This window comes from Dryocola baronae (assembly GCF_051297175.1).
In the GTDB taxonomy this organism is placed as follows: Bacteria; Pseudomonadota; Gammaproteobacteria; order Enterobacterales; family Enterobacteriaceae; genus Dryocola.
Genome location: NZ_JBINNY010000001.1, coordinates 2,958,972 through 2,979,058 on the forward strand (window position 1 = coordinate 2,958,972; position 20,087 = coordinate 2,979,058).

The 20,087-nt window shown below is 56.4% G+C and carries 23 protein-coding genes, 1 tRNA gene and 1 pseudogene; 16 read left to right on the plus strand and 9 right to left on the minus strand.

Annotation, left to right across the window (positions count from 1 at the left end; translation table 11 throughout):
* Positions 1-282: 282 nt before the first annotated feature.
* A complete protein-coding gene (locus ACSPHG_RS14120; RefSeq protein ID WP_435954151.1) occupies positions 283-1,821 on the plus strand; it encodes a methyl-accepting chemotaxis protein in 1,539 nt (512 codons plus the stop codon).
* On the opposite strand, the gene ACSPHG_RS14125 is transcribed toward ACSPHG_RS14120, so the two are convergent.
* Positions 1,818-2,603, minus strand: a complete 786-nt coding sequence (locus ACSPHG_RS14125) for an AraC family transcriptional regulator (protein WP_435954152.1) — start codon at positions 2,601-2,603, stop codon at positions 1,818-1,820. The genes ACSPHG_RS14120 and ACSPHG_RS14125 overlap by 4 nt on opposite strands.
* 98 nt (positions 2,604-2,701) lie before the next feature.
* Here ACSPHG_RS14125 and ACSPHG_RS14130 point away from each other — a divergent pair, with 98 nt between their 5' ends.
* Positions 2,702-3,904, plus strand: coding sequence for a CynX/NimT family MFS transporter (locus tag ACSPHG_RS14130; protein ID WP_435954153.1), 1,203 nt, complete (start codon positions 2,702-2,704; stop codon positions 3,902-3,904).
* A gap of 49 nt (positions 3,905-3,953) precedes the next feature.
* Here the strand turns inward: ACSPHG_RS14130 and ACSPHG_RS14135 are convergent, their stop codons facing one another.
* The gene (locus tag ACSPHG_RS14135) at positions 3,954-4,661 is read right to left on the minus strand and encodes a CTP synthase C-terminal region-related (seleno)protein (protein ID WP_435954154.1); all 708 of its coding nucleotides are present in this window, start codon (positions 4,659-4,661) and stop codon (positions 3,954-3,956) included.
* Between the two features lie 157 nt (positions 4,662-4,818).
* On the opposite strand from ACSPHG_RS14135, the gene ACSPHG_RS14140 reads away from it, so the two are divergent.
* Positions 4,819-5,322: a 2-thiouracil desulfurase family protein gene (locus ACSPHG_RS14140; RefSeq protein WP_435954155.1), complete on the plus strand. Its 504-nt coding sequence runs from the start codon at positions 4,819-4,821 to the stop codon at positions 5,320-5,322.
* Positions 5,319-5,669, plus strand: a complete 351-nt coding sequence (locus ACSPHG_RS14145) for a DUF488 domain-containing protein (protein WP_435954156.1) — start codon at positions 5,319-5,321, stop codon at positions 5,667-5,669. Before ACSPHG_RS14140 ends, ACSPHG_RS14145 begins: the two co-directional genes overlap by 4 nt.
* Here the strand turns inward: ACSPHG_RS14145 and ACSPHG_RS14150 are convergent.
* The 4 genes from ACSPHG_RS14150 to ACSPHG_RS14165 form a co-directional block, all read right to left on the minus strand.
* A complete protein-coding gene (locus ACSPHG_RS14150) occupies positions 5,666-5,971 on the minus strand; it encodes a hypothetical protein (protein WP_435954157.1) in 306 nt (101 codons plus the stop codon). The genes ACSPHG_RS14145 and ACSPHG_RS14150 overlap by 4 nt on opposite strands.
* A 128-nt stretch (positions 5,972-6,099) precedes the next feature.
* Complete coding sequence (locus ACSPHG_RS14155; protein ID WP_121267868.1) at positions 6,100-6,258, minus strand: YqaE/Pmp3 family membrane protein; 159 nt, start codon at positions 6,256-6,258, stop codon at positions 6,100-6,102.
* A 177-nt stretch (positions 6,259-6,435) separates the two neighbouring features.
* Positions 6,436-6,648, minus strand: a complete 213-nt coding sequence (cspG, locus tag ACSPHG_RS14160) for a cold shock protein CspG (protein WP_121267867.1) — start codon at positions 6,646-6,648, stop codon at positions 6,436-6,438.
* A 219-nt stretch (positions 6,649-6,867) separates the two neighbouring features.
* On the minus strand, positions 6,868-7,830 hold the full coding sequence (locus ACSPHG_RS14165) for a LysR family transcriptional regulator (protein ID WP_435954158.1): 963 nt from the start codon (positions 7,828-7,830) through the stop codon (positions 6,868-6,870).
* A 98-nt stretch (positions 7,831-7,928) separates the two neighbouring features.
* On the opposite strand from ACSPHG_RS14165, the pseudogene ACSPHG_RS14170 reads away from it, so the two are divergent.
* Both ACSPHG_RS14170 and ACSPHG_RS14175 read left to right on the plus strand, forming a co-directional pair.
* Positions 7,929-9,183, plus strand: a pseudogene (locus ACSPHG_RS14170) (MFS transporter).
* A gap of 107 nt (positions 9,184-9,290) precedes the next feature.
* Positions 9,291-9,533, plus strand: coding sequence for a DinI-like family protein (locus tag ACSPHG_RS14175; protein WP_435954159.1), 243 nt, complete (start codon positions 9,291-9,293; stop codon positions 9,531-9,533).
* 88 nt (positions 9,534-9,621) lie between these two features.
* Here the strand turns inward: ACSPHG_RS14175 and ACSPHG_RS14180 are convergent.
* A tRNA-Thr gene (locus ACSPHG_RS14180) sits at positions 9,622-9,697 on the minus strand.
* A gap of 180 nt (positions 9,698-9,877) precedes the next feature.
* Positions 9,878-10,264: a DUF1090 domain-containing protein gene (locus tag ACSPHG_RS14185; protein WP_435954160.1), complete on the minus strand. Its 387-nt coding sequence runs from the start codon at positions 10,262-10,264 to the stop codon at positions 9,878-9,880.
* Positions 10,265-10,489: 225 nt separating this feature from the next.
* Between ACSPHG_RS14185 and ACSPHG_RS14190 the strand changes: the two genes are divergently transcribed.
* Together ACSPHG_RS14190 and ACSPHG_RS14195 are read left to right on the plus strand one after the other, a co-directional pair.
* Entirely contained in the window at positions 10,490-10,738 is a 249-nt protein-coding gene (locus ACSPHG_RS14190; protein WP_435954161.1) for an ElaB/YgaM/YqjD family protein, read from the plus strand.
* A gap of 208 nt (positions 10,739-10,946) precedes the next feature.
* Complete coding sequence (locus ACSPHG_RS14195) at positions 10,947-11,618, plus strand: SOS response-associated peptidase (protein WP_435954162.1); 672 nt, start codon at positions 10,947-10,949, stop codon at positions 11,616-11,618.
* A 113-nt stretch (positions 11,619-11,731) separates the two neighbouring features.
* On the opposite strand, the gene icd is transcribed toward ACSPHG_RS14195, so the two are convergent.
* Positions 11,732-12,982, minus strand: coding sequence for an NADP-dependent isocitrate dehydrogenase (gene icd / locus ACSPHG_RS14200; RefSeq protein ID WP_435954163.1), 1,251 nt, complete (start codon positions 12,980-12,982; stop codon positions 11,732-11,734).
* A 108-nt stretch (positions 12,983-13,090) separates the two neighbouring features.
* Between icd and rluE the strand changes: the two genes are divergently transcribed.
* The 8 genes from rluE (at position 13,091) to phoQ (ending at position 20,037) form a co-directional block, all read left to right on the plus strand.
* Positions 13,091-13,750 carry a 23S rRNA pseudouridine(2457) synthase RluE gene (gene rluE / locus ACSPHG_RS14205; RefSeq protein WP_435954164.1) on the plus strand — a complete coding sequence of 220 codons (660 nt, stop codon included), beginning with the start codon at positions 13,091-13,093 and terminating at the stop codon, positions 13,748-13,750.
* A 3-nt stretch (positions 13,751-13,753) separates the two neighbouring features.
* The gene (locus ACSPHG_RS14210; RefSeq protein WP_435954165.1) at positions 13,754-14,089 is read left to right on the plus strand and encodes a lysozyme inhibitor LprI family protein; all 336 of its coding nucleotides are present in this window, start codon (positions 13,754-13,756) and stop codon (positions 14,087-14,089) included.
* Positions 14,090-14,101: 12 nt separating this feature from the next.
* Positions 14,102-14,551: an NUDIX hydrolase gene (locus ACSPHG_RS14215; RefSeq protein ID WP_435954166.1), complete on the plus strand. Its 450-nt coding sequence runs from the start codon at positions 14,102-14,104 to the stop codon at positions 14,549-14,551.
* Positions 14,552-14,605: 54 nt separating this feature from the next.
* Positions 14,606-15,727, plus strand: coding sequence for a tRNA 2-thiouridine(34) synthase MnmA (gene mnmA, locus ACSPHG_RS14220; protein ID WP_435956025.1), 1,122 nt, complete (start codon positions 14,606-14,608; stop codon positions 15,725-15,727).
* Positions 15,728-15,749: 22 nt separating this feature from the next.
* Complete coding sequence (gene hflD / locus ACSPHG_RS14225) at positions 15,750-16,379, plus strand: high frequency lysogenization protein HflD (RefSeq protein WP_435954167.1); 630 nt, start codon at positions 15,750-15,752, stop codon at positions 16,377-16,379.
* A gap of 21 nt (positions 16,380-16,400) precedes the next feature.
* Positions 16,401-17,771 carry an adenylosuccinate lyase gene (gene purB / locus ACSPHG_RS14230; RefSeq protein WP_435954168.1) on the plus strand — a complete coding sequence of 457 codons (1,371 nt, stop codon included), beginning with the start codon at positions 16,401-16,403 and terminating at the stop codon, positions 17,769-17,771.
* Positions 17,772-17,903: 132 nt separating this feature from the next.
* A complete protein-coding gene (gene phoP / locus ACSPHG_RS14235) occupies positions 17,904-18,575 on the plus strand; it encodes a two-component system response regulator PhoP (protein WP_435954169.1) in 672 nt (223 codons plus the stop codon).
* Between the two features lies 1 nt (position 18,576).
* The gene (gene phoQ, locus ACSPHG_RS14240) at positions 18,577-20,037 is read left to right on the plus strand and encodes a two-component system sensor histidine kinase PhoQ (RefSeq protein WP_435954170.1); all 1,461 of its coding nucleotides are present in this window, start codon (positions 18,577-18,579) and stop codon (positions 20,035-20,037) included.
* The last annotated feature ends 50 nt before the right edge of the window (positions 20,038-20,087 follow it).

Genomic DNA, 20,087 nt, shown 5'->3' on the forward strand with positions numbered 1-20,087 from the left:
TTATCCCCGCCTGTTAGCGGGCTATGGCCCTACGCTCCCACAAGCGCGATGAAGCCGCCAATGCTTAAAAATCCTTAGCATATGCAGAAATCATCTTAGTTATCGCGCTGTTAAAAGTTTTACTTATGGATTTTGAAATAGTTTCGCTAACAAACTGTTTTTAAAAACAAAAACTGACTATTTTTGGCGATTAATTGTGATGAAGGCATTGTTTTTAACATCGGCCCGAAAAGTTTCTTTTCCCCCACGCCGATAACTTTGCCAGCTAACAGGAGAGGCAAAATGAAATCACTGACCCACAATTTATTGTTACTGATCTGCTGTTCCGTCCTGATGTCCGCGCTGGTGACCGCTATTTCACTTTACGGCAGCCACCAGAGCGCGCAAAAAACGGCAAACGGCATGCTGGCCAAGGATTTAGTGTCGGATATTCACCCCGCGCCGGTTTACCTCATCGAAATGCGGCTGGTGCTTTCGCGCGTGGTGGAAGGCACCCTGACGGTCGATCAGGCAGACCGGGAGATCAAGCGCCTGAGCAACGTCTGGCACCAGAGAATCGACTACTGGAAAAGCGTTCTGCCGCCTGAACTTCAGGAAAAGCTGCTGGGCGCGCAGTACAGCGCGGGCGTGGCGATGATCGCAGACGCTCACGATCTGATAGAGCTTATCCGCAGCGGCGCGCCGACGCCGCTCTTCGAGCGCCTGAAGGCCGCCGACAAGAACTTCTTCGCCCATGAAAAGGGCATCAACGCGTTCGTAAAAGATTCATCAGACTACGCTAACGGCGCCGTTGAAGACGCGAGAAACAGCACCAGCAGCTCGGTGAAATGGCAGCTTATCGGCTCAGGGCTTGCGGTGTTGCTGCTTCTGCTGATCGGCTACTGGGTTCATCGCAGCATCTTCCGCTCGCTGGGCGCGGAGCCTGCGCAGGTGGCTGAAATCGCTAACGCCGTGGCGAGCGGCGACCTGACCCGCCCCGTTCCGGTACGCGACGGCGATACGCACAGCGTGATGGCCGCCATGCGAACCATGTGTCAAGAGCTGACGACGATCATTAATATCGTCCGGGAAACCAGCAACAGCATTACCACCAGCTCGGGCGAAATCGCCAGCGGCAACGTGGATCTGGCGTCGCGCACCGAGGAGCAGGCCAGCGCGCTTGAGCAAACGGCGTCATCAATGGAGCAAATGACCGCAACGGTGAAACAGAACGCCGAGAACGCGCAGTCCGCGAGCCTGCTTGCGGCAACCGCCTCGCGCAGCGCAGAACAGGGCGGAACCGTGGTGGCCCGCGTGGTGCAGACGATGGACGATATCTCCGCCTCGGCAAGCAAAATCACCGACATCATCAGCGTTATCGACGGCATCGCTTTCCAGACCAATATCCTCGCGCTCAACGCGGCGGTTGAAGCGGCACGGGCGGGCGACCAGGGACGAGGATTTGCGGTGGTCGCAGGCGAAGTTCGCAGCCTGGCGCAGCGCAGCGCGGGAGCAGCGAAAGAGATTAAGGTGCTGATCGAAAACTCCGTTTCGCAGGTCACCCAAGGCAGCGCGCTGGTGAACGAGGCGGGGAAAACCATCAACACCGCGGTTATGGACGTGAAGCGCGTGGCGACGCTGATGTCAGAGATAACCCACGCAAGCGAAGAGCAAAGCAGCGGGATTTCGCAGGTCAGCATTGCGATTAGCCAAATGGACGTCACCACGCAGCAGAACGCCGCGATGGTTAACCAGGCGGCGGCAGCGGCGGAATCCCTGCTCGACCAAACGCGCGGGCTGCGCGAAGTCGTTTCGCAATTCCGGCTGAACAACGCTTACTAAGGCGTTAGCGACGTCAGGTATCGCCCCGGCGTGGTGCCCAGCGCCTTTTTGAACATGGTAATAAACGCGTTGGTGGATTCGTACCCCAGCGCGTCCGCTACCTGCTGCACCGTTGCCCCGCCAATCAACAGCCGAAGCGCAATGATGAGCTGGAGCTGCTGCCGCCAGCGGCGAAAGTTAAGCCCCGTCTCTTTCACCACCAGCCGGGCCAGGTTCCGCTCGCTCATCGCAAGCTGCGACGCCCACTGTGCCAGCGTCCTTTTTTCCTGCGGATCCTTCGCCAGCCGTTCGGCAATCAGGCGAATTTTTGGATGGCGGGACATCGGCAGGCGCAGCTGTTCCACGGGCTGATGCGGCAATTCGTCAAACAGCACCTGAACCAGCCGCCGCCGTGCGGGCGTATGGTCCTCATCGTGCGGGTTTTGCGCCAGGTGCAGTATCAGCTCGCGCACCAGCGGGGAAATTTTAAGCGTGCAGCACTGGTCCGGCATGGTCACCGCGCCGGGTTCGATAAACAAAAAGCAGATACGCGCGTTGGTGGTCGCGCGGTTGCTGTGGGGCATCGAGCCCGGGATCCACACCGCGTACTGCGTCGGCACCATCCACATCGCCTGCTCTACCTCGCAGGTGATGCCGCCGTGCAGGGCAACGATCAGCTGCCCCTTGCGGTGCTGGTGAAAGGGGATCTCTTTGACGCTTTCCGCCACGCGAATGCGAAAGGCCTGCGCGGGCTGCGGGCTGCTGTCCGGGTCGAACCCTTCGAGGGCGAGTCCTCGCTCCATCATTCTGTCCGAATTTAGGGATAAACTGGCATTTTACGTTGATTTCAACGCTTACAGAAGCGTGTATCTTTAGGCCTCGATTTTAATGGATACGAAATATGACGACTTCTCCTTCAGCGAGCACAAAAAAGCACGGCCTGCTGCTGCTCGGTATTCTGATGATTGCCACCACCCTGCGCGTAACCTTTACCGGTGCCGCGCCTTTGCTGGACATGGTGCGCGATACCTTTGGCTTAACCACCGCGCAAACCGGCGTGCTGACCACGCTGCCCCTGCTTGCCTTTGCCGTTGTCTCACCGATGGCGGCGGGGATCGCCCGGCGCTTCGGCACGGAGCGCAGTCTGTTTGGCGCGATGCTGATTATCTGCGCCGGTATCGCCCTGCGTTCGGCCGGCAGCACGGCGCTGCTGTACGTCGGCACCGCGATTATCGGCTGCGGGATTGCCATGGGTAACGTGCTGCTGCCGAGCCTAATCAAACGGGATTTCCCAGGCCAGGTGGCGCGCCTGACGGGCGCGTACTCCCTGACCATGGGCGTTGCCGCCGCTATCGGTTCGGTGATGGTGGTGCCCATCGCGCTGCACGGCTACGGCTGGCAGGGCGCGATGCTGGCGCTGATGATTTTCCCGCTCATCGCGCTCGTGCTGTGGCTGCCCCAGTTGGCAAACCATACTCCCGCGAACCTGAGCGCCAGCGGCGCTTTGCACAACCGCGGCATCTGGTCTTCGCCGCTCGCCTGGCAGGTCACGATGTATCTCGGGATTAACTCGCTTATCTACTACGTGATTATCGGCTGGCTGCCGTCGATACTGATAAGCCACGGCTACAGCGAGGCGCAGGCGGGCTCCCTGCACGGCCTGCTTCAGCTGGCGACGGCGATTCCGGGCCTGATCATTGGCCTGATGCTGAGCCGCCTGAAGGATCAGCGCGGCATTGCCGTCCTGATGGCGATGATGTGGTGTACGAGCGCGCTCGGCCTGTGGCTGCTGCCGGACTACGCCAGCGTCTGGATTTGCATCGGCGGCTTTGGGTCGGGTGCGGCGATGATCCTTGGCCTGTCGTTCATCGGCCTGCGCACCGGCTCCGCGCACCAGGCGGCGGCGCTGTCGGGCATGGCGCAGTGCGTGGGCTACCTGCTTGCCGCCTTCGGGCCGCCGGTAATGGGAAAAATCCACGACGTTTCAGGTAGCTGGGGCCTGCCGCTGCTGGGATGCGCGTTACTCTCGGTTGTGATGGCGGTATTTGGTGCCTGGGCGGGCCGCAACGCTGAGATTGGCGCGGCGGAAAAGGCGAAGGCCTAACGAAACTCGATAGCGCCATTCCCAATTTCACGGGGTGGCGCTAGCTTATTTATTTTTGCGCGGCGCGAAGCAAAGCCTCAACCAGCGGCGCTGGCTGGTTTTTTAACGCATTGCGCTCATGCTGGAACAGGGTGCCGACAAAGAGCGGGTGATCGGTCAGCTCAACGGCGCGGATTTCGCCCTGATTGTCCCAGCCCGTTGCCTTCAGCGGCTGGTGTTCAAGCGCCTCGGCAAACAGTTGCGCGATGCCGTAATTGCAGTGGTAGCCCTCTTCGATGCTTTTCTTGCTGTAGGCACGCGCGACGATGGAGCCATCGGCGAGATTAATCGCGTCTGATTTTTCTACCAGCGAACAGGCCAGCGGCGAGATCACCAGCCTTCCCGCGCTTTCCGTTTCCGCATGCCCCGCATCATCCCAGCCCATCACGTTACGGGCGTATTCAACAATCGCATACTGAAAGCCGCCGCAGGTGCCGAGGAAGGGCACGGCGTTTTCACGCGCGTAGCGGATCGCCAGAAACGCGCCGTCATCGTTCTGATAAGGGCTGGCCGGAACGCACCAGATGGCGTCATAGCCAACAAGGTCTTCCGGGCTGGTCACTTCGGGGGTAGGAAGCCAGTCGTAGTCTGCCGTCACGCCCACGGCCGCCGCCGCGTTGTCTAACGCCAGTGGAATAGCCTGATGTGCGATAACCGCCGGATTAAAATCACCGACCAAAGCGATACGAAGCGTGGATTTAAGGGGGGATGCGGGCATTTGTTTGATTATCCTTATGTTTGCAAGCAGGGAACAACATAAGGAAGCATAGAATAGACGCATCGTAGCAGCCTGACAACGCCAAAAATTGGCAGGGGTGGAAACCGATAAGCGCCTTGTAGTACCGTAGTCACCCACCCCGCAAAAGCCTTACGCAATGAAAGCAAAAATTCTGGTCAGCGCCTGTTTGATGGGCTTCAAAGTTCGCTACAACGGCAGCGATAAACCGCTGGTCGCCTGCGCGTTAGAACGCTGGCAGCGGGAGCAGCGCCTGGTGACCCACTGCCCCGAGCTTGCCGCTGGGCTGGTCACGCCGCGCTTACCGGCGGAGCTCGCCGGTGGCGACGGTTCGGCCGCGCTTGAGGGCGAAGCAAGAATACGGGAAAGCGACGGCAGCGACGTCACGGAAGCCTATCTTCTCGCCGCCTGGCTAGCCCTTAAAACCGCGCAGGAAAACGGCTGTCGTTTTGCGTTGATGACCGACGGCAGCCCTACCTGCGGCAGCCAGAAAATCTACGATGGGCAGTTTCAGGGCAAAACGCTGCCCGGCGAGGGCGTGGCGGCGGCGCTGCTTCGCCAGCACGGCATAGAGGTGTTTGCCGAGCACCAGCTTCCCGCGCTGATAAGACGGATAGAAGAATTGGATGAGGAGGCAGCATGATTCGCTGTAAACGCGTTTACGAACAGCCCGCGGCAGACGACGGCTACCGCGTGCTGGTAGACCGCCTGTGGCCGCGCGGCGTTAAGAAAACCGATCTGCATTACGACGAGTGGGCAAAAGGCCTCGCCCCGTCAACGGAGCTGCGCAAAGCCTTCCACGGCGAAACTCTCGATTTTAAAACGTTCAGTGAGGATTATCGGCGTGAGCTGCAGGACTCCGGCGAGGCGGCAAAAGCCCTGGCGGAACGCGCTAAAAATGAAACGGTCACCCTGCTCTACGGCGCAAAAAATACCGAGCAAAACCACGCCCTGGTGTTAGCAGACTTTCTACGCCGTCTGGCAGATTAACGCACCGCCTGTTTTTCATCGGCCTGGGTTACCGAAGGCTTATCGAGCGGCATAAGATGTTCCGCGCGAACGAAGGCATAGCCCGCACGTCCGTCAAACGCGACAACATCGCCGGTTACCAGCCAAAGCGGATAGTTCGCCTCCAGCGGCAGCTGCGTCACCACGCCCGTCACCGGATTCACAAAACGCTCGCCCGGCAGGCATAAACCAAACAGCTCGACGGCCTTGCCAATATTGATCCGACCCCTGTCGGTACGAGCGCCGATAATCATCGCCAGCGCGCCCGGTTTTAGCTGAAACATGTCACATCTCTTGCTCTGTTTAAAACGCGAAATATCAGAACATTCTTAGGTGAAAATGTAAACCGTTGCGGCTGATAAAAACGAAAAACCCGCCGAAGCGGGTTCTGCTAAAAGCGGAGTGGTGTAAATCAATCCCGGGTTTGTACCCAAAACGCGTGAATCAGCCCTGGAATGTAGCCCAGCAGGGTCAGAATAATATTCAGAATGAATGCCCAGCCAAACCCTTTACCGATAAGTACGCCAAGGGGGGGAAGCAAAATCGTGATAACTACGCGCCAAAAGCCCATAAACTCTCCTGTTCAAAAAAAATCCAACTGCTTGTAATGAAAATCAATTTTCACTTTAAGCGTAGCCGCAATTTGCAGATTAGGCAAAAATGCGCGCGGGTAAGTACGGTCCCAGAAACGCAAAAACCCGCCATCGGCGGGTTTTTTATTCGCTGAAAACAGCGAGCGTCTTAAGACTTACAGAGCAACTACGTTTGCTGCTGCTGGGCCTTTAGCGCCGTTCTCGATAGAGAACTCAACTTTCTGACCTTCGTCCAGAGTTTTGAAATCATTGCTCTGGATGGCAGAGAAGTGTACGAACACATCTTTGCTACCGTTGTCAGGAGTGATGAAGCCGAAGCCTTTTTCAGCGTTAAACCATTTTACTAAACCAGTCATTTTATTAGACATAGATACTTCCTCAATATATTTGGCCATTTAACATGGCGAACGTGGTCTGTATTGCAGATCGTTTCTTATTCAGGCACTTAGGAGGAGACTCACGAAGAAGGGTATCTATGGTGAACTGCTTTACTAAAACTGCTTTCATAAGGTCTGTGTTCCAAACCGATGGCGCATTTACGCATGCCTATCCCCCCTTAGCAAGACTTATTTTCCCCGACCGCCTGTCTATGTCCTTGTTGCCGCTTCGTTTATCACGCCTGCAGGCCTAGTCCCAGTAAGGCTGGGCATCACCGCCTTCATCATCTCAATAAATTTCCTTAAGCGAGCCGGATAGTAGCTCGCGTAAGGGTAAAGGAGATAAATCGGCAGCGGCGCGGCCTGCCAGTCGGGCAACAAATGCTGCAAAGCGCCCTCTTGCAGATCGTCCTGCACCACCCAGGATGAAACCATTGCAACGCCAAGCCCGTTTAGCGCCGCCTTGCGTACCGCGTACAGACTGTCGGTGCTCAACCTTGGTGAGATAGCAAACCGGGCGGTTTCTCCGCTCGCCAGATGGTGCAGGACGACCTCATTGCGATAAAACGTGTTGAGCGCAATCCACGGCAGGTCGGCGAGGTTCGCCACATCCTCAACCACCGCGCTGTTCGCCAACAGCGAGGGAGCGGCAACAACGATGCGCGGCACCTCGGCCAGTAAAACCGCCACCACGTTGGGATCGGTAACTGCGCCAACATGGATCGCGCAGTCTACGCCTTCGAGAATAAAGTCTGGCGAACGATCGTTGAGTATCCATTCGATGCGCATTTGCGGATAGCGGCCCAGATAGTCGCCCAGCGGCGCAATCATCTGATCCTGCCCAAAGGCGTGCGGCGCGCGAACGCGCAATACCCCGACCGGCTCATCCCGCGCGGCGCTGACCTCATCCTCCATGATTTGCCAGTTTTCAATCAGCCTGCGCGCGTGCTGATAGCAGCGTTCGCCGTCGTCCGTCAGCTTCATGGTATGGGTGGTGCGCTGGATGAGCTTAACGCCGAGCGCCTGTTCCAGCCCCTGCAGCCGGCGGCTGATGGTGGGCTGCGACGTTCCCAGCTGCGCTGCGGCAGCCGATAGACTGCCGCTCTCCACGATACGCACGAAGGTTTGCAGCAGGGCTATGCGGTCGCCGGTCTGAATAATCTTTTTGTTCATGCGCCAAGTGTATAACAGTTTTACGCTCGCGGGGGCTACAGCGTATGTTCAGAATCGTGAAGAATGGCCCCACACCCACACTCTCGGAACGAACCGTTATGAGCCAGCTTTCAGCCACACCAGACGCAACGCCCGCCGTAGGCGGCACGCTGTCGAACAAAATTGTTTTTCTTCTTGCCGCCGGGGCGGGCCTGAGCGTGGCCTCGATTTATTACAGCCAGCCGATGCTGGGCATTATCGGCACCGCGTTCAAAACCGGCGTTAGCGATATTGGGCTGGTTCCGATGCTCACCCAAATAGGCTATGCGCTGGGGATTCTGCTGCTCGCCCCGCTGGGCGACCGCTTTGACCGCCGCCGCATTATCCTCGTAAAAGGATTGCTTCTGACCTTGACCCTGCTGCTCTGCGGATTCGCCTCAACATGGCACCTTCTGCTGCTGAGCAGCCTGGCGATTGGCCTGCTGGCGACGGTGGCGCAGGATATTATTCCGGCGGCGGCAACCCTCTCTTCCGACAGCAGCAGAGGCAAAACGGTAGGGATGGTGATGACCGGTCTGCTGGCGGGCATTCTTTTATCGCGCGTGTTTAGCGGCGTCGTCGCCGAGCTTTTTGGCTGGCGTAGCGTTTATGCGATTGCGGCGGCGGGCGTTGGGGTTATCACGCTTGCCATCTGGCGCGCACTGCCCTCTTTTAAACCTGAAACGACGTTGCGCTACCCAGCGCTTTTAGGTTCGCTGGGCAAGCTGTGGATGGCCTACCCGGCCCTTCGCCGCGCCGCGCTCGCCCAGGGCCTGCTGTCGGTTGCCTTTAGCGCGTTCTGGTCAACGCTCGCCATCATGCTTGCCGAACGCTATCACCTTGGCAGCGCGGTTGCCGGTGCTTTTGGCCTGGCGGGTGCCGCCGGCGCGCTGGCTGCGCCGCTTGCGGGAGCGCTTGCCGACCGTCGCGCTGGCTGCGCCGCTTGCGGGAGCGCTTGCCGACCGTCGCGGCGCTAACTTCGTCACCCAGGTGGCCTCGGCGATTGTGGTAGCCTCCTTTGCCCTGATGTTTGTGATGCCGCTGCTGCCGGTTTCGGCCCAGCTTACGGTCATCGTCATCAGCGCGATTGGCTTTGACCTCGGCATTCAGGCGTCTTTAGTCGCGCACCAGACGATTATCTACGCCATTAACCCGGCCGCCCGCAGCCGCCTGAACGCCATCATGTTTACCGTTGTTTTTATCGGCATGGCGGCAGGCGCGGCGCTTGGGAGCAAAGCGCTCGAGAACTTTGGCTGGTCGGGCATGGTTGCGCTTGCCACGCTTGCCGCAGGCGGCGGTTTGGCTATTCGACTGCTAACTAAATCAAGGTCATAACGGGTAAGCGGGCGTTAGGCGCCCGCCAATCGCTTAGATCTTTCATAATCCTTGCATTTTCACCATTTTACTGTATATAAATACAGTTTTCGCAAAAGGGATTCACAATGTACGTTGAACTGGTTTACGACAAACGAAACGTGGCAGGCCTGCCGGGCGCAAATGAAAAGATTCTTGCGGAGCTTACCCGCCGGGTGCATGAAATCTTCCCGGAAGCAGACGTTAAGGTTAAGCCGATGCAGGCGAACGCCGTTAACAGCGACTGCACCAAAAATGAGAAAGAAAAGATTAACCGTCTGGTTGAAGAGATGTTCGACGAAGCGGATTTTTGGCTGGTGACCGAGGAATAGACATGAGAAAAACAACGATAGTTTTAATTGTCGTCGCCATCGTGGTTTGGGTTGCGAGTATGCAGGGTTGGATATAGCAGAAGAGAAATGGTGCCGACTACCGGAATCGAACTGGTGACCTACTGATTACAAGTCAGTTGCTCTACCTACTGAGCTAAGTCGGCATAGGGGCGCATCCTACACAAACTCCCTGAGGGATGCAATTGCCCCTGATACCGTTCGATTAAAAATAAAGCATATATTATCAATTAGATTGGCCGATTTTGACCCGCGTCAATCGTCGCTCGCTCTTTCAACTGCTTAAGCGCGCCTGTGCCGATAAACGCGGGGCCACGGCTACCCGATTATTGCGTGAGCTTAGCCTTCGCTTCGGCCAGTTCTTGTTCCGCGTCTGCGAGCTTGTCGGCTTTCTTTTGAATCTTATCGGCCCGCCCGCTGGCCTTCGCTTCCGCCAATTCCTGCGTTCTGTCTGCAACCTTCTGCTGCTTCTCGCGAACGTCCGCTTCACGCTCGGCTTTTAATGATTCATCCGTACAGTGGGCGACCACCTCTGAATAGGCTTTCTCTAAACCAGCAACACGATGCGCGTTGCTGTGCGCTTTCGCGTAAACAATCTGCTGCTGGATGTCGGCTTTTTTGGCTTCACAGCCGGTTAGCGGTGCCTGAGCAAGCGCTGAAAATGCCGGAGCTGCCAGCAGGAGTAATGCCAAAGTTGTTTTTTGAATCGTCATCGCGATCTCCATATTGTTTATTGTTGTTTAGCCACGAGTAGCGTAACGGTGAGATCTTAATTATTTCTTAACGGCTTCACATCTTCCCGGACGGATTTACAGGCCGGACTTTTCGTATTCGTCTTAAAAACGTCACATTCAGGCACTTAAACCCCGCAGCGCCCTGGCAAATCCCGTAGCCCGTCTATACTAAAAGTGAATGTCTAACTCAGGAGTCAGCTAAATATGTTCGAAAAAACGGAAGATAAAGTGAACGAAGCAGCGGGTAAAGTGCAGGAAACCTTTGGCCGTGCGACTAACCGCCATGACGACACCGTTCAGGGTGCCGCTCGCAAATACGCCTCGCAGGCTAGCTATGCCGCTCGCGATGCCGCTGACTCGGTCAGGGATCAGGTAACCTCAAATCCACTGAGTGGCCTTGCCATCGTCGGTGCGGTTGGCGTTGTCATCGGTTTTCTGATTGGCCGTAAGTAATCGTCTGGGGCCGCATTTGCGGCTCCTTCGTTCCATATTGCATAACCCCCCGCCGGATTCCTTTTTCAAACCTCAATTTTCTTTCTACCCAAATCAAAAACGGTAAGCCGCAGACGTTTTCTCAGAAAATCAGTGTCATTTCTCTCTAACAGCTAATCATTCAGCTTACGCCAGCTGCCCTATACTTTTAGTTCTACCGGAGGTGAATATGTGTGGACGATTTGCCCAGGCCCAGACACGCGAAGAGTATCTTGCTTATCTTGCAGAAGAAGCAGAGCGCGACATCCCCTATGATCCCGAACCCATCGGGCGCTACAACGTGGCGCCAGGCACCCGTGTATTGATACTTTCTGAACGCGATGAAAAGCTGCACCTTGATCCGGTCATGTGGGCTTACGCGCCCGGATGGTGGGATAAACCACCGCTTATCAATGCGCGAGTAGAAACTGCGGCCACCAGCAGGATGTTTAAACCGCTCTGGCAGCATGGCCGCGCAATCGTCTTTGCCGACGGCTGGTTTGAATGGAAAAAGGAAGGCGACAAAAAACAGCCTTACTTCATTCATCGCGCAGACGGTCAGCCCATTTTCATGGCGGCGATTGGCAGTACGCCCTACGAACGAGGTAGTGAATCGGAAGGTTTTTTAATTGTTACCGCGGCGGCAGACAAGGGCCTGATTGATATTCACGATCGTCGACCTCTGGTTCTGACTCCTCAGGCGGCGCGTGAATGGATGAAGCCGGATGTCGGTGGCAAAGAGGCCGAGGATATTACAGAAGAGGGTGCGGTAGAAGCAGATAAATTTCTGTGGCACCCCGTGAGCAAAGCAGTGGGCAATATCAAAAACCAGGGGGCGGAACTTATTATGCCAATTTACTAGCCGATCTGATTACCCCTGCTTGCGCCCGTTCATCCCGATCGTTTCATTTCGAATAATGATAAAAAAAACGGGAACCGTCAGGTTCCCGTTCGTCACGCATTCAGAAAATCTGATTACATGTTTTTAATGATAGCGTCACCAAACTCTGAGCATTTCAAGAGCTTAGCACCTTCCATCAGGCGTTCGAAATCGTAGGTTACGGTTTTAGCGTTAATCGCGCCTTCCATACCTTTCACGATCAGGTCTGCCGCTTCGAACCATTCCATATGACGGAGCATCATTTCCGCGGAAAGGATAATGGAACCTGGGTTCACCTTATCCTGGCCTGCGTATTTTGGTGCGGTGCCGTGGGTGGCTTCAAACAGCGCGCATTCGTCACCGATGTTAGCACCTGGTGCGATACCGATACCGCCAACCTGGGCTGCCAGGGCGTCGGAGATGTAGTCGCCGTTCAGGTTCATACAGGCAATCACGTCGTATTCCGCCGGGCGCAGCAGAATCTGCTGCAGGAATGCGTCGGCGATAACGTCTTTAACAACGATCTCTTTGCCGGTGTTTGGGTTCTTGATCTTCACCCACGGGCCGCCATCGATCAGCTCACCTCCGAACTCTTCGCGCGCAAGCTGGTAACCCCAGTCTTTAAAAGCGCCTTCGGTGAATTTCATGATGTTGCCTTTGTGCACCAGGGTCACTGAATCACGGTCGTTGGTGATTGCGTAATCGATGGCCGCACGAACCAGGCGCTTGGTGCCTTCTTCGGAGCAAGGCTTGATGCCGATACCGCAATGCTCTGGGAAACGAATTTTCGTCACGCCCATTTCATCGCGCAGGAATTTGATAACTTTTTCTGCTTCGGCGCTGTCGGCCTTCCACTCGATGCCCGCATAGATATCTTCAGAGTTTTCACGGAAGATAACCATGTTGGTCAGCTCTGGGTGTTTAACCGGGCTTGGCGTGCCCTGGTAGTAGCGCACCGGGCGCAGGCACACGTACAGGTCAAGCTGCTGACGCAGCGCAACGTTCAGAGAACGAATACCGCCACCGACCGGGGTAGTCAGCGGGCCTTTGATGGCAACGCGGTAGTCACGAATCAGATCCAGAGTTTCTTCTGGCAGCCAGACGTCCTGGCCATACAGTTGGGTAGATTTTTCGCCGGTGTAGATTTCCATCCAGGAAATTTTCCGCTCGCCTTTGTAGGCCTTCTCCACGGCGGCATCCACCACTTTGATCATGGCTGGCGTTACGTCTACACCGATACCGTCACCCTCAATAAAAGGAATGATTGGGTTGTGAGGAACGTTCAGTTTGCCATTTTGCAGGGTGATCTTCTTACCTTCCGCCGGAACTACTACTTTGCTTTCCATTAACCTCTCCTTCGAGCGCTTCTGGTTTTTTGTTAATGATTTGTAATATGCGAGCTCATACTACTCGAATATCAGGCCCGCGCCAATCACTCATGAATTTCCGTTATAATGCGTCAATCCACCCAGCCTGAAAACACTATGAACAAAACTTCTTTTAGAAATCACCAAGTTGAACGATTCAGCAGCCGACGCACCGCTAAAAAAAAGCCGAACGCTGGACCGAAGCGGCTGGTTATCTTCAATAAACCCTACGATGTGCTACCGCAGTTCACCGACGAATCTGGGCGCACCACGCTGAAAGATTACATCCCGTTACAAGGTATTTATGCCGCAGGCCGCTTGGATCGCGACAGTGAAGGTCTGCTGGTGCTCACCAACGACGGCCCGCTGCAGGCGCAGCTCACACAGCCGGGCAAACGCACCGGGAAGATCTACTTTGTGCAGGTTGAAGGTGCGCCGACCGAAGAAGCGCTGGCCGCATTACGCACGGGCGTGGAGCTAAACGATGGCCCCACCCAGCCCGCCGGAATCGAGCTGGTTGACGAGCCGGAGTGGCTGTGGCCGCGCAATCCGCCGATTCGCGAACGCAAAGCCATCCCCACCAGTTGGATAAAAGTCACCCTTTATGAGGGGCGCAATCGCCAGGTGCGCCGCATGACCGCGCACGTAGGCTATCCTACTCTGCGTCTGATTCGCTATGCGATGGGGCCGTACTCTCTGGACGGGCTGGCAAACGGCGAATGGCGTGAAATCAAATTAGCGGAGTAAAAAATGAAAGCTATCCTGTTATCCGTGCTTTTGCTCACCGGCGTGAGCCTGCAGGCCACCGCCGCCAGTTTTGACTGCAATAAAGCAAAGGCAGCGGATGAAAAAACGATTTGTGCCAACCGTGACCTGAATGACAAAGACGTGCAGCTCGCCACCAAATACACCTTTTTGAAAGGGCTGTTTGCGATGGGCGCACGCGGAGAAATGCAGGACGGCCAGCGCGCCTGGCTGAAATCCCGCCAGCAGTGCGGCAAAGATAAGGCGTGTCTGACAAAGCGTTACGACGAGCGCCTGCAGCAGCTCGATGATATTTATAGCCGCATTAATAAACCACTTTAAAAGGAGCGGGCCTTGTTCAAGCCGCATGTAACCGTGGCCTGCGTCGTGCAGGCGCAGGGGAAATTTTTAGTAGTAGAAGAAACGATTAACGGCAAAGCGTTATGGAACCAGCCAGCCGGGCATCTTGAAGCAGACGAAACGCTGGTACAGGCCGCGAGCCGCGAACTGTATGAAGAAACGGGCATCCGTGCCGAACCGCAAACGCTTATCCGCATGCACCAGTGGATTGCACCGGATAAAACCCCGTTCCTGCGTTTTTTGTTTGCTATCGATCTTGAAGAAGAGCTGCCCACCACGCCGCACGATAGTGATATCGACCGCTGCCTGTGGCTTGATGCGCAACAAATTGTTAACGCAGATAATTTACGCTCGCCGCTGGTTGCCGAAAGCATTCGCTGCTATCAGCGCGCCGAACGCTATCCGCTCAGCATGCTCGGCGCGTTCAACTGGCCCTTTAGTTAAGGGTGCCAGGTGCGGGGATGCGTGCTAGAATACGCCGCCTTTAAGTTCAATGTCGTGAGTAACTCCATGTCTGATAACAGCCAGAAAAAAGTAATCGTCGGGATGTCCGGCGGTGTTGATTCCTCCGTTTCCGCCTATCTGTTGCAACAACAGGGTTACAAAGTGGAAGGCCTGTTCATGAAGAACTGGGAAGAGGATGATGGCGAGGAGTACTGCACCGCAGCCGCCGATTTAGCAGATGCGCAGGCCGTCTGTGACAAGCTCGGCATTGAACTGCACACCGTAAACTTTGCTGCCGAATATTGGGATAACGTCTTCGAGCACTTCCTCGAAGAGTACAAGGCCGGACGCACGCCAAACCCGGATATCCTGTGCAACAAAGAGATCAAATTTAAAGCCTTCCTGGAATTCGCCGCAGAAGATTTAGGTGCGGATTACATCGCCACCGGCCACTACGTGCGCCGTGCGGATGTTAACGGCAAAAGCCAGCTGCTGCGCGGCCTGGACGGCAACAAAGACCAAAGCTACTTCCTCTATACGCTGGGTCACGAGCAAATCGCGCAAAGCCTGTTCCCGGTCGGCGAACTTGAAAAGCCTGAAGTGCGCCGCATCGCCGAAGAGCTAGACCTTATCACCGCGAAGAAAAAAGACTCCACCGGCATCTGTTTTATCGGCGAGCGCAAATTCCGCGAGTTCCTTGGCCGCTACCTGCCCGCTCAGCCAGGCGTTATCGTGACGGTTGACGGAGAAACCATTGGCGAACACCAGGGCCTGATGTACCACACCCTCGGCCAGCGTAAAGGCCTGGGTATCGGCGGTACGAAAGAAGGCAGCGAAGATCCTTGGTACGTGGTCGACAAAGACGTTGAGAACAATATTCTGGTTGTTGCCCAGGGCCATGACCACCCGCGCCTGATGTCCGTTGGCCTGATTGCACAACAGCTGCACTGGGTCGACCGCGAAACGCTGACCGCGCAGCTTCGCTGCACGGTAAAAACGCGCTATCGCCAGACGGACATTCCTTGCACCATCACCCCGCTGGACGCGGATCGCATTGAAGTGCGATTCGAAGAGCCGGTTGCGGCGGTGACCCCAGGCCAGTCCGCGGTATTCTACAGCGGCGAAGTGTGCCTGGGCGGCGGCATCATTGAGCAGCGTCTGCCGCTCATCGACTAATTGCGTACAAGGACGAAACACTGTGGCTAAGAATTACTTCGACATTACTCTCGCGCTGGCAGGGATTTGCCAGTCTGCCCGTCTGGTTCAGCAGCTTGCCCACCAGGGTCACTGCGACTCCGACGCGCTGCATGTTTCGCTCAACAGTGTTATCGATTTAAACCCCGGCTCGACGCTGAGCGTCTTCGGCGGCAGCGAAGCCAACCTAAAGCTCGGCCTGGAAACGCTGCTCGGCGTACTCAATGCCAGCAGTCGCCAGGGGCTTAACGCCGAGCTAACGCGCTATACCCTGAGCCTGATGGTGCTGGAGCGCAAGCTGCACGGCAGCAAAGGCGCGATGGACAAGCTGGGCTCAAGCATTGCCGGGCTGCAACGCCAGCTCGAACATTTCGACCTCGAATCCGACACGCTGCTGAGCGCCATGGCCGGTATCTACGTCGACGTTATCAGCCCGCTCGGGCCGCGTATTCAGGTCACCGGCTCCCCTGCCGTACTGCAAAGCCCGCAGGTGCAGAGCAAAGTTCGCGCCTCGCTGCTGGCGGGCATCCGCGCCGCCGTGCTGTGGCATCAGGTCGGCGGTGGCCGACTGCAGCTCATGTTTTCTCGTAATCGCCTGTGCACGCAGGCAAAACAAATTCTTGCTCATTGTTAACCTCTTACGGAGTTGTAACTTATGGAATTATCCTCACTGACCGCCGTTTCCCCCGTAGATGGACGCTACGGCGATAAAGTCAGCGCTCTGCGCGCTATTTTCAGCGAGTTCGGCCTGCTGAAATTTCGCGTACAGGTTGAAGTACGTTGGCTGCAAAAATTAGCCGCGCACTCAGCGATCAGGGAAGTTCCTGCTTTTGATGCAGACGCAAACGGTTACCTCGATAAGATCGTTGCCGAATTCAATGAACAAGATGCCGCGCGCATCAAAACCATTGAACGCACCACCAACCACGACGTGAAAGCCGTTGAATATTTCCTGAAGGAAAAGGTTGAGTCGGTGCCTGCCCTGCACGCGGTGTCCGAATTTATTCACTTCGCCTGCACTTCCGAAGATATCAACAACCTCTCCCACGCGCTGATGCTGGAAACGGCCCGCCGTGAAGTGGTGCTGCCGTACTGGCGCAAACTCATCGATGCGGTGAAAGACCTGGCGGTGCAGTACCGTGACATCCCGCTGCTTTCCCGCACCCACGGCCAGCCGGCAACGCCGTCGACCATGGGTAAAGAGATGGCGAACGTGGCCTATCGTATGGAACGCCAGTTCCGTCAGCTGGAAAAGGTAGAAATCCTCGGCAAAATTAACGGCGCGGTAGGCAACTACAACGCCCACATCGCCGCCTACCCGGAAGTTGACTGGCACCAGTTTAGCGAAGAGTTCGTTACCTCTCTGGGCATCCAGTGGAACCCGTACACCACGCAGATCGAGCCGCACGACTACATCGCCGAACTGTTCGACTGCATGGCGCGCTTCAACACCATTCTTATCGACTTCGACCGCGACGTGTGGGGCTACATCGCCCTGAACCACTTCAAGCAGAAAACCATCGCGGGCGAAATCGGCTCATCCACCATGCCGCACAAGGTTAACCCAATCGACTTCGAAAACTCCGAAGGCAACCTGGGCCTGTCCAACGCCATGCTGCAACACCTGGCGAGCAAGCTGCCGGTTTCCCGCTGGCAGCGCGACCTGACGGACTCTACCGTGCTGCGTAACCTCGGCGTGGGTATTGGCTATGCGCTGATTGCCTACCAGTCAACGCTGAAAGGCGTAAGCAAGCTGGAAGTGAACCGCGACCGCCTGCTGGCCGAGCTGGATCTCAACTGGGAAGTGCTGGCCGAGCCGATTCAAACCGTGATGCGCCGCTACGGCATTGAGAAGCCTTACGAGAAGCTCAAAGAGCTGACCCGCGGCAAGCGCGTTGACGCCGAAGGCATGAAGCAGTTTATCGACAGCCTGGAGCTGCCGGAAGACGAAAAAACACGTCTGAAAGCGATGACGCCAGCCAACTATATCGGCCGCGCTATCACCATGGTTGATGAACTGAAGTAAGCTTCCCCCCCCTCCGGCGGGTGGCATCGCGTCCACCCGCCAGCCAGATCTTTGCCGTTTATCCGTTGTTTACTCCTCCTCCCCGATAATTAGCGTTAAACTATCAAGGACATTTGACATAGAGGATATGGGATGCGCGTTTTAGTTGTGGAAGATAATGCCCTGCTACGTCACCACTTAAAGGTGCAGCTACGTGAAGCCGGCCATCAGGTCGACGCCGCTGAAGATGCAAAAGAAGCGGACTACTTCTTAAATGAGCACACGCCGGATATTGCTATCGTCGATCTGGGCCTGCCGGACGAAGACGGCATGAGCCTGATCCGCCGCTGGCGCGGGCACGACGTCACCATTCCGATCCTTGTCTTAACCGCCCGCGAAGGCTGGCAGGATAAGGTCGAGGTGCTGGGCGCGGGCGCGGATGACTACGTGACCAAGCCCTTCCATCTTGAAGAGGTGGTCGCGCGTATGCAGGCGCTGATGCGCCGCAACAGCGGGCTTGCCTCCCAGCTCATTTCCATGCCGCCTTTCCAGGTGGATTTATCCCGCCGCGAACTGTCCATCAACGACAATCTCATCAAGCTGACGGCGTTTGAATACACCATTATGGAAACGCTTATCCGCAACGCGGGGAAAGTCGTGAGCAAAGACTCTCTGATGCTGCAGCTTTATCCGGATGCGGAGCTGCGCGAAAGCCACACCATTGACGTGCTAATGGGCCGCCTGCGTAAAAAAATCCAGGCCGAACATCCGCAGGATGTGATCACCACGGTGCGGGGCCAGGGCTACCGTTTCGACCTGCGCTAACATGACGTTTCTTCGCCACTTTTTCCCGCTGTCGCTGCGGGTACGCTTTTTGCTCGCCACCGCCGTCGTCGTGCTGGTGCTTTCCCTCGCCTACGGCGTGGTGGCGATGGTGGGTTACAGCGTCAGCTTTGACAAAACCACCTTCCGGCTGCTGCGCGGTGAAAGCAATCTCTATTACACCCTCGCGGTATGGAAAGACGGCAAGCTGAACATCGAGTGGCCCGAGCAGCTCAATCTGAAAACGCCTACCATGACGCTCATCTACGACGAAAAGGGCAAGCTGCTGTGGACGCAGCGCAGCGTGCCCGCCGTCGAAAAGCAGATTAAAAAAGAGTGGCTAAACAGGGATGGTTTTCAGGAGATCGAATTCAATTACGCCACCAGCGACATGCTGCTCGGGGAAAACCAGCGCCTTAAAAAAGAGCTGAAGGATTATTACGACGGCGACGACGAATACGACATGACCCACTCGGTGGCGATAAATAAATACCCCGCGACCGCCCGCATGCCCGCGCTGACCATCGTCGTGGTCGACACCATTCCCAACGAGCTTAACAACTCGGACAAGGTGCTGGACTGGTTTATCTACGTCCTGCTCGCCAATCTCCTGCTGGTTGTTCCACTTTTGTGGGGAGCGGCGTGGTGGAGCCTGCGCCCGATAGCCGCGCTTGCGAAGGAAGTGCGCGAGCTTGAAAAGCACGATCGCGATAGCCTCAACCCGCAAACCACGCGCGAGCTGACGAGCCTGGTCAGAAACCTCAATCGCCTGCTGCGCACCGAGCGCGAGCGCTATGACAAATATCGCACCACGCTTACCGACCTGACCCACAGCCTGAAGACGCCGCTGGCGGTGCTGCAAACCACGCTGCGTTCTTTGCGCACGCAGAAGCTGAGCGTGGAAGATGCCGAGCCGGTAATGCTTGAGCAAATCAGCCGTATTTCCCAGCAGATCGGCTACTACCTGCATCGTGCCAGCATGCGCGGCAACAACGCGCTGCTAAGCCGCGAGCTGCATTCCGTTGCGCCGCTGCTGGATAACCTGTGCTCCGCGCTGAATAAGGTTTACCAGCATAAGGGCGTTAACATCACGCTGGATATCTCCCCGGAAATCACCTTCAGCGGCGAGAAAAACGACTTTATGGAAGTGATGGGCAACGTGCTGGACAACGCCTGCAAGTACTGCCTGGAGTTCGTGGAAATCACCGCTCGCCAGCTCGACGACACGCTTCACCTCTACGTTGAGGACGACGGCCCCGGCATACCGGAAAGCAAGCGCGCGATTGTTTTTGATCGCGGGCAGCGGGCTGATACGCTGCGGCCGGGCCAGGGCGTGGGCCTGTCGGTGGCGCGTGAAATCGTCGAACAATATGACGGCGAAATCGTTCCAGACACCAGCGAGCTGGGCGGCGTGCGCATGGAAGTCATTTTTGCGCGCCAGCGTCCAGACCGGGAAGAAGATTGAAAATACTCCCGTAAACGCTCCCCCCATCCGTTATAATCCGGTCAGGTTCA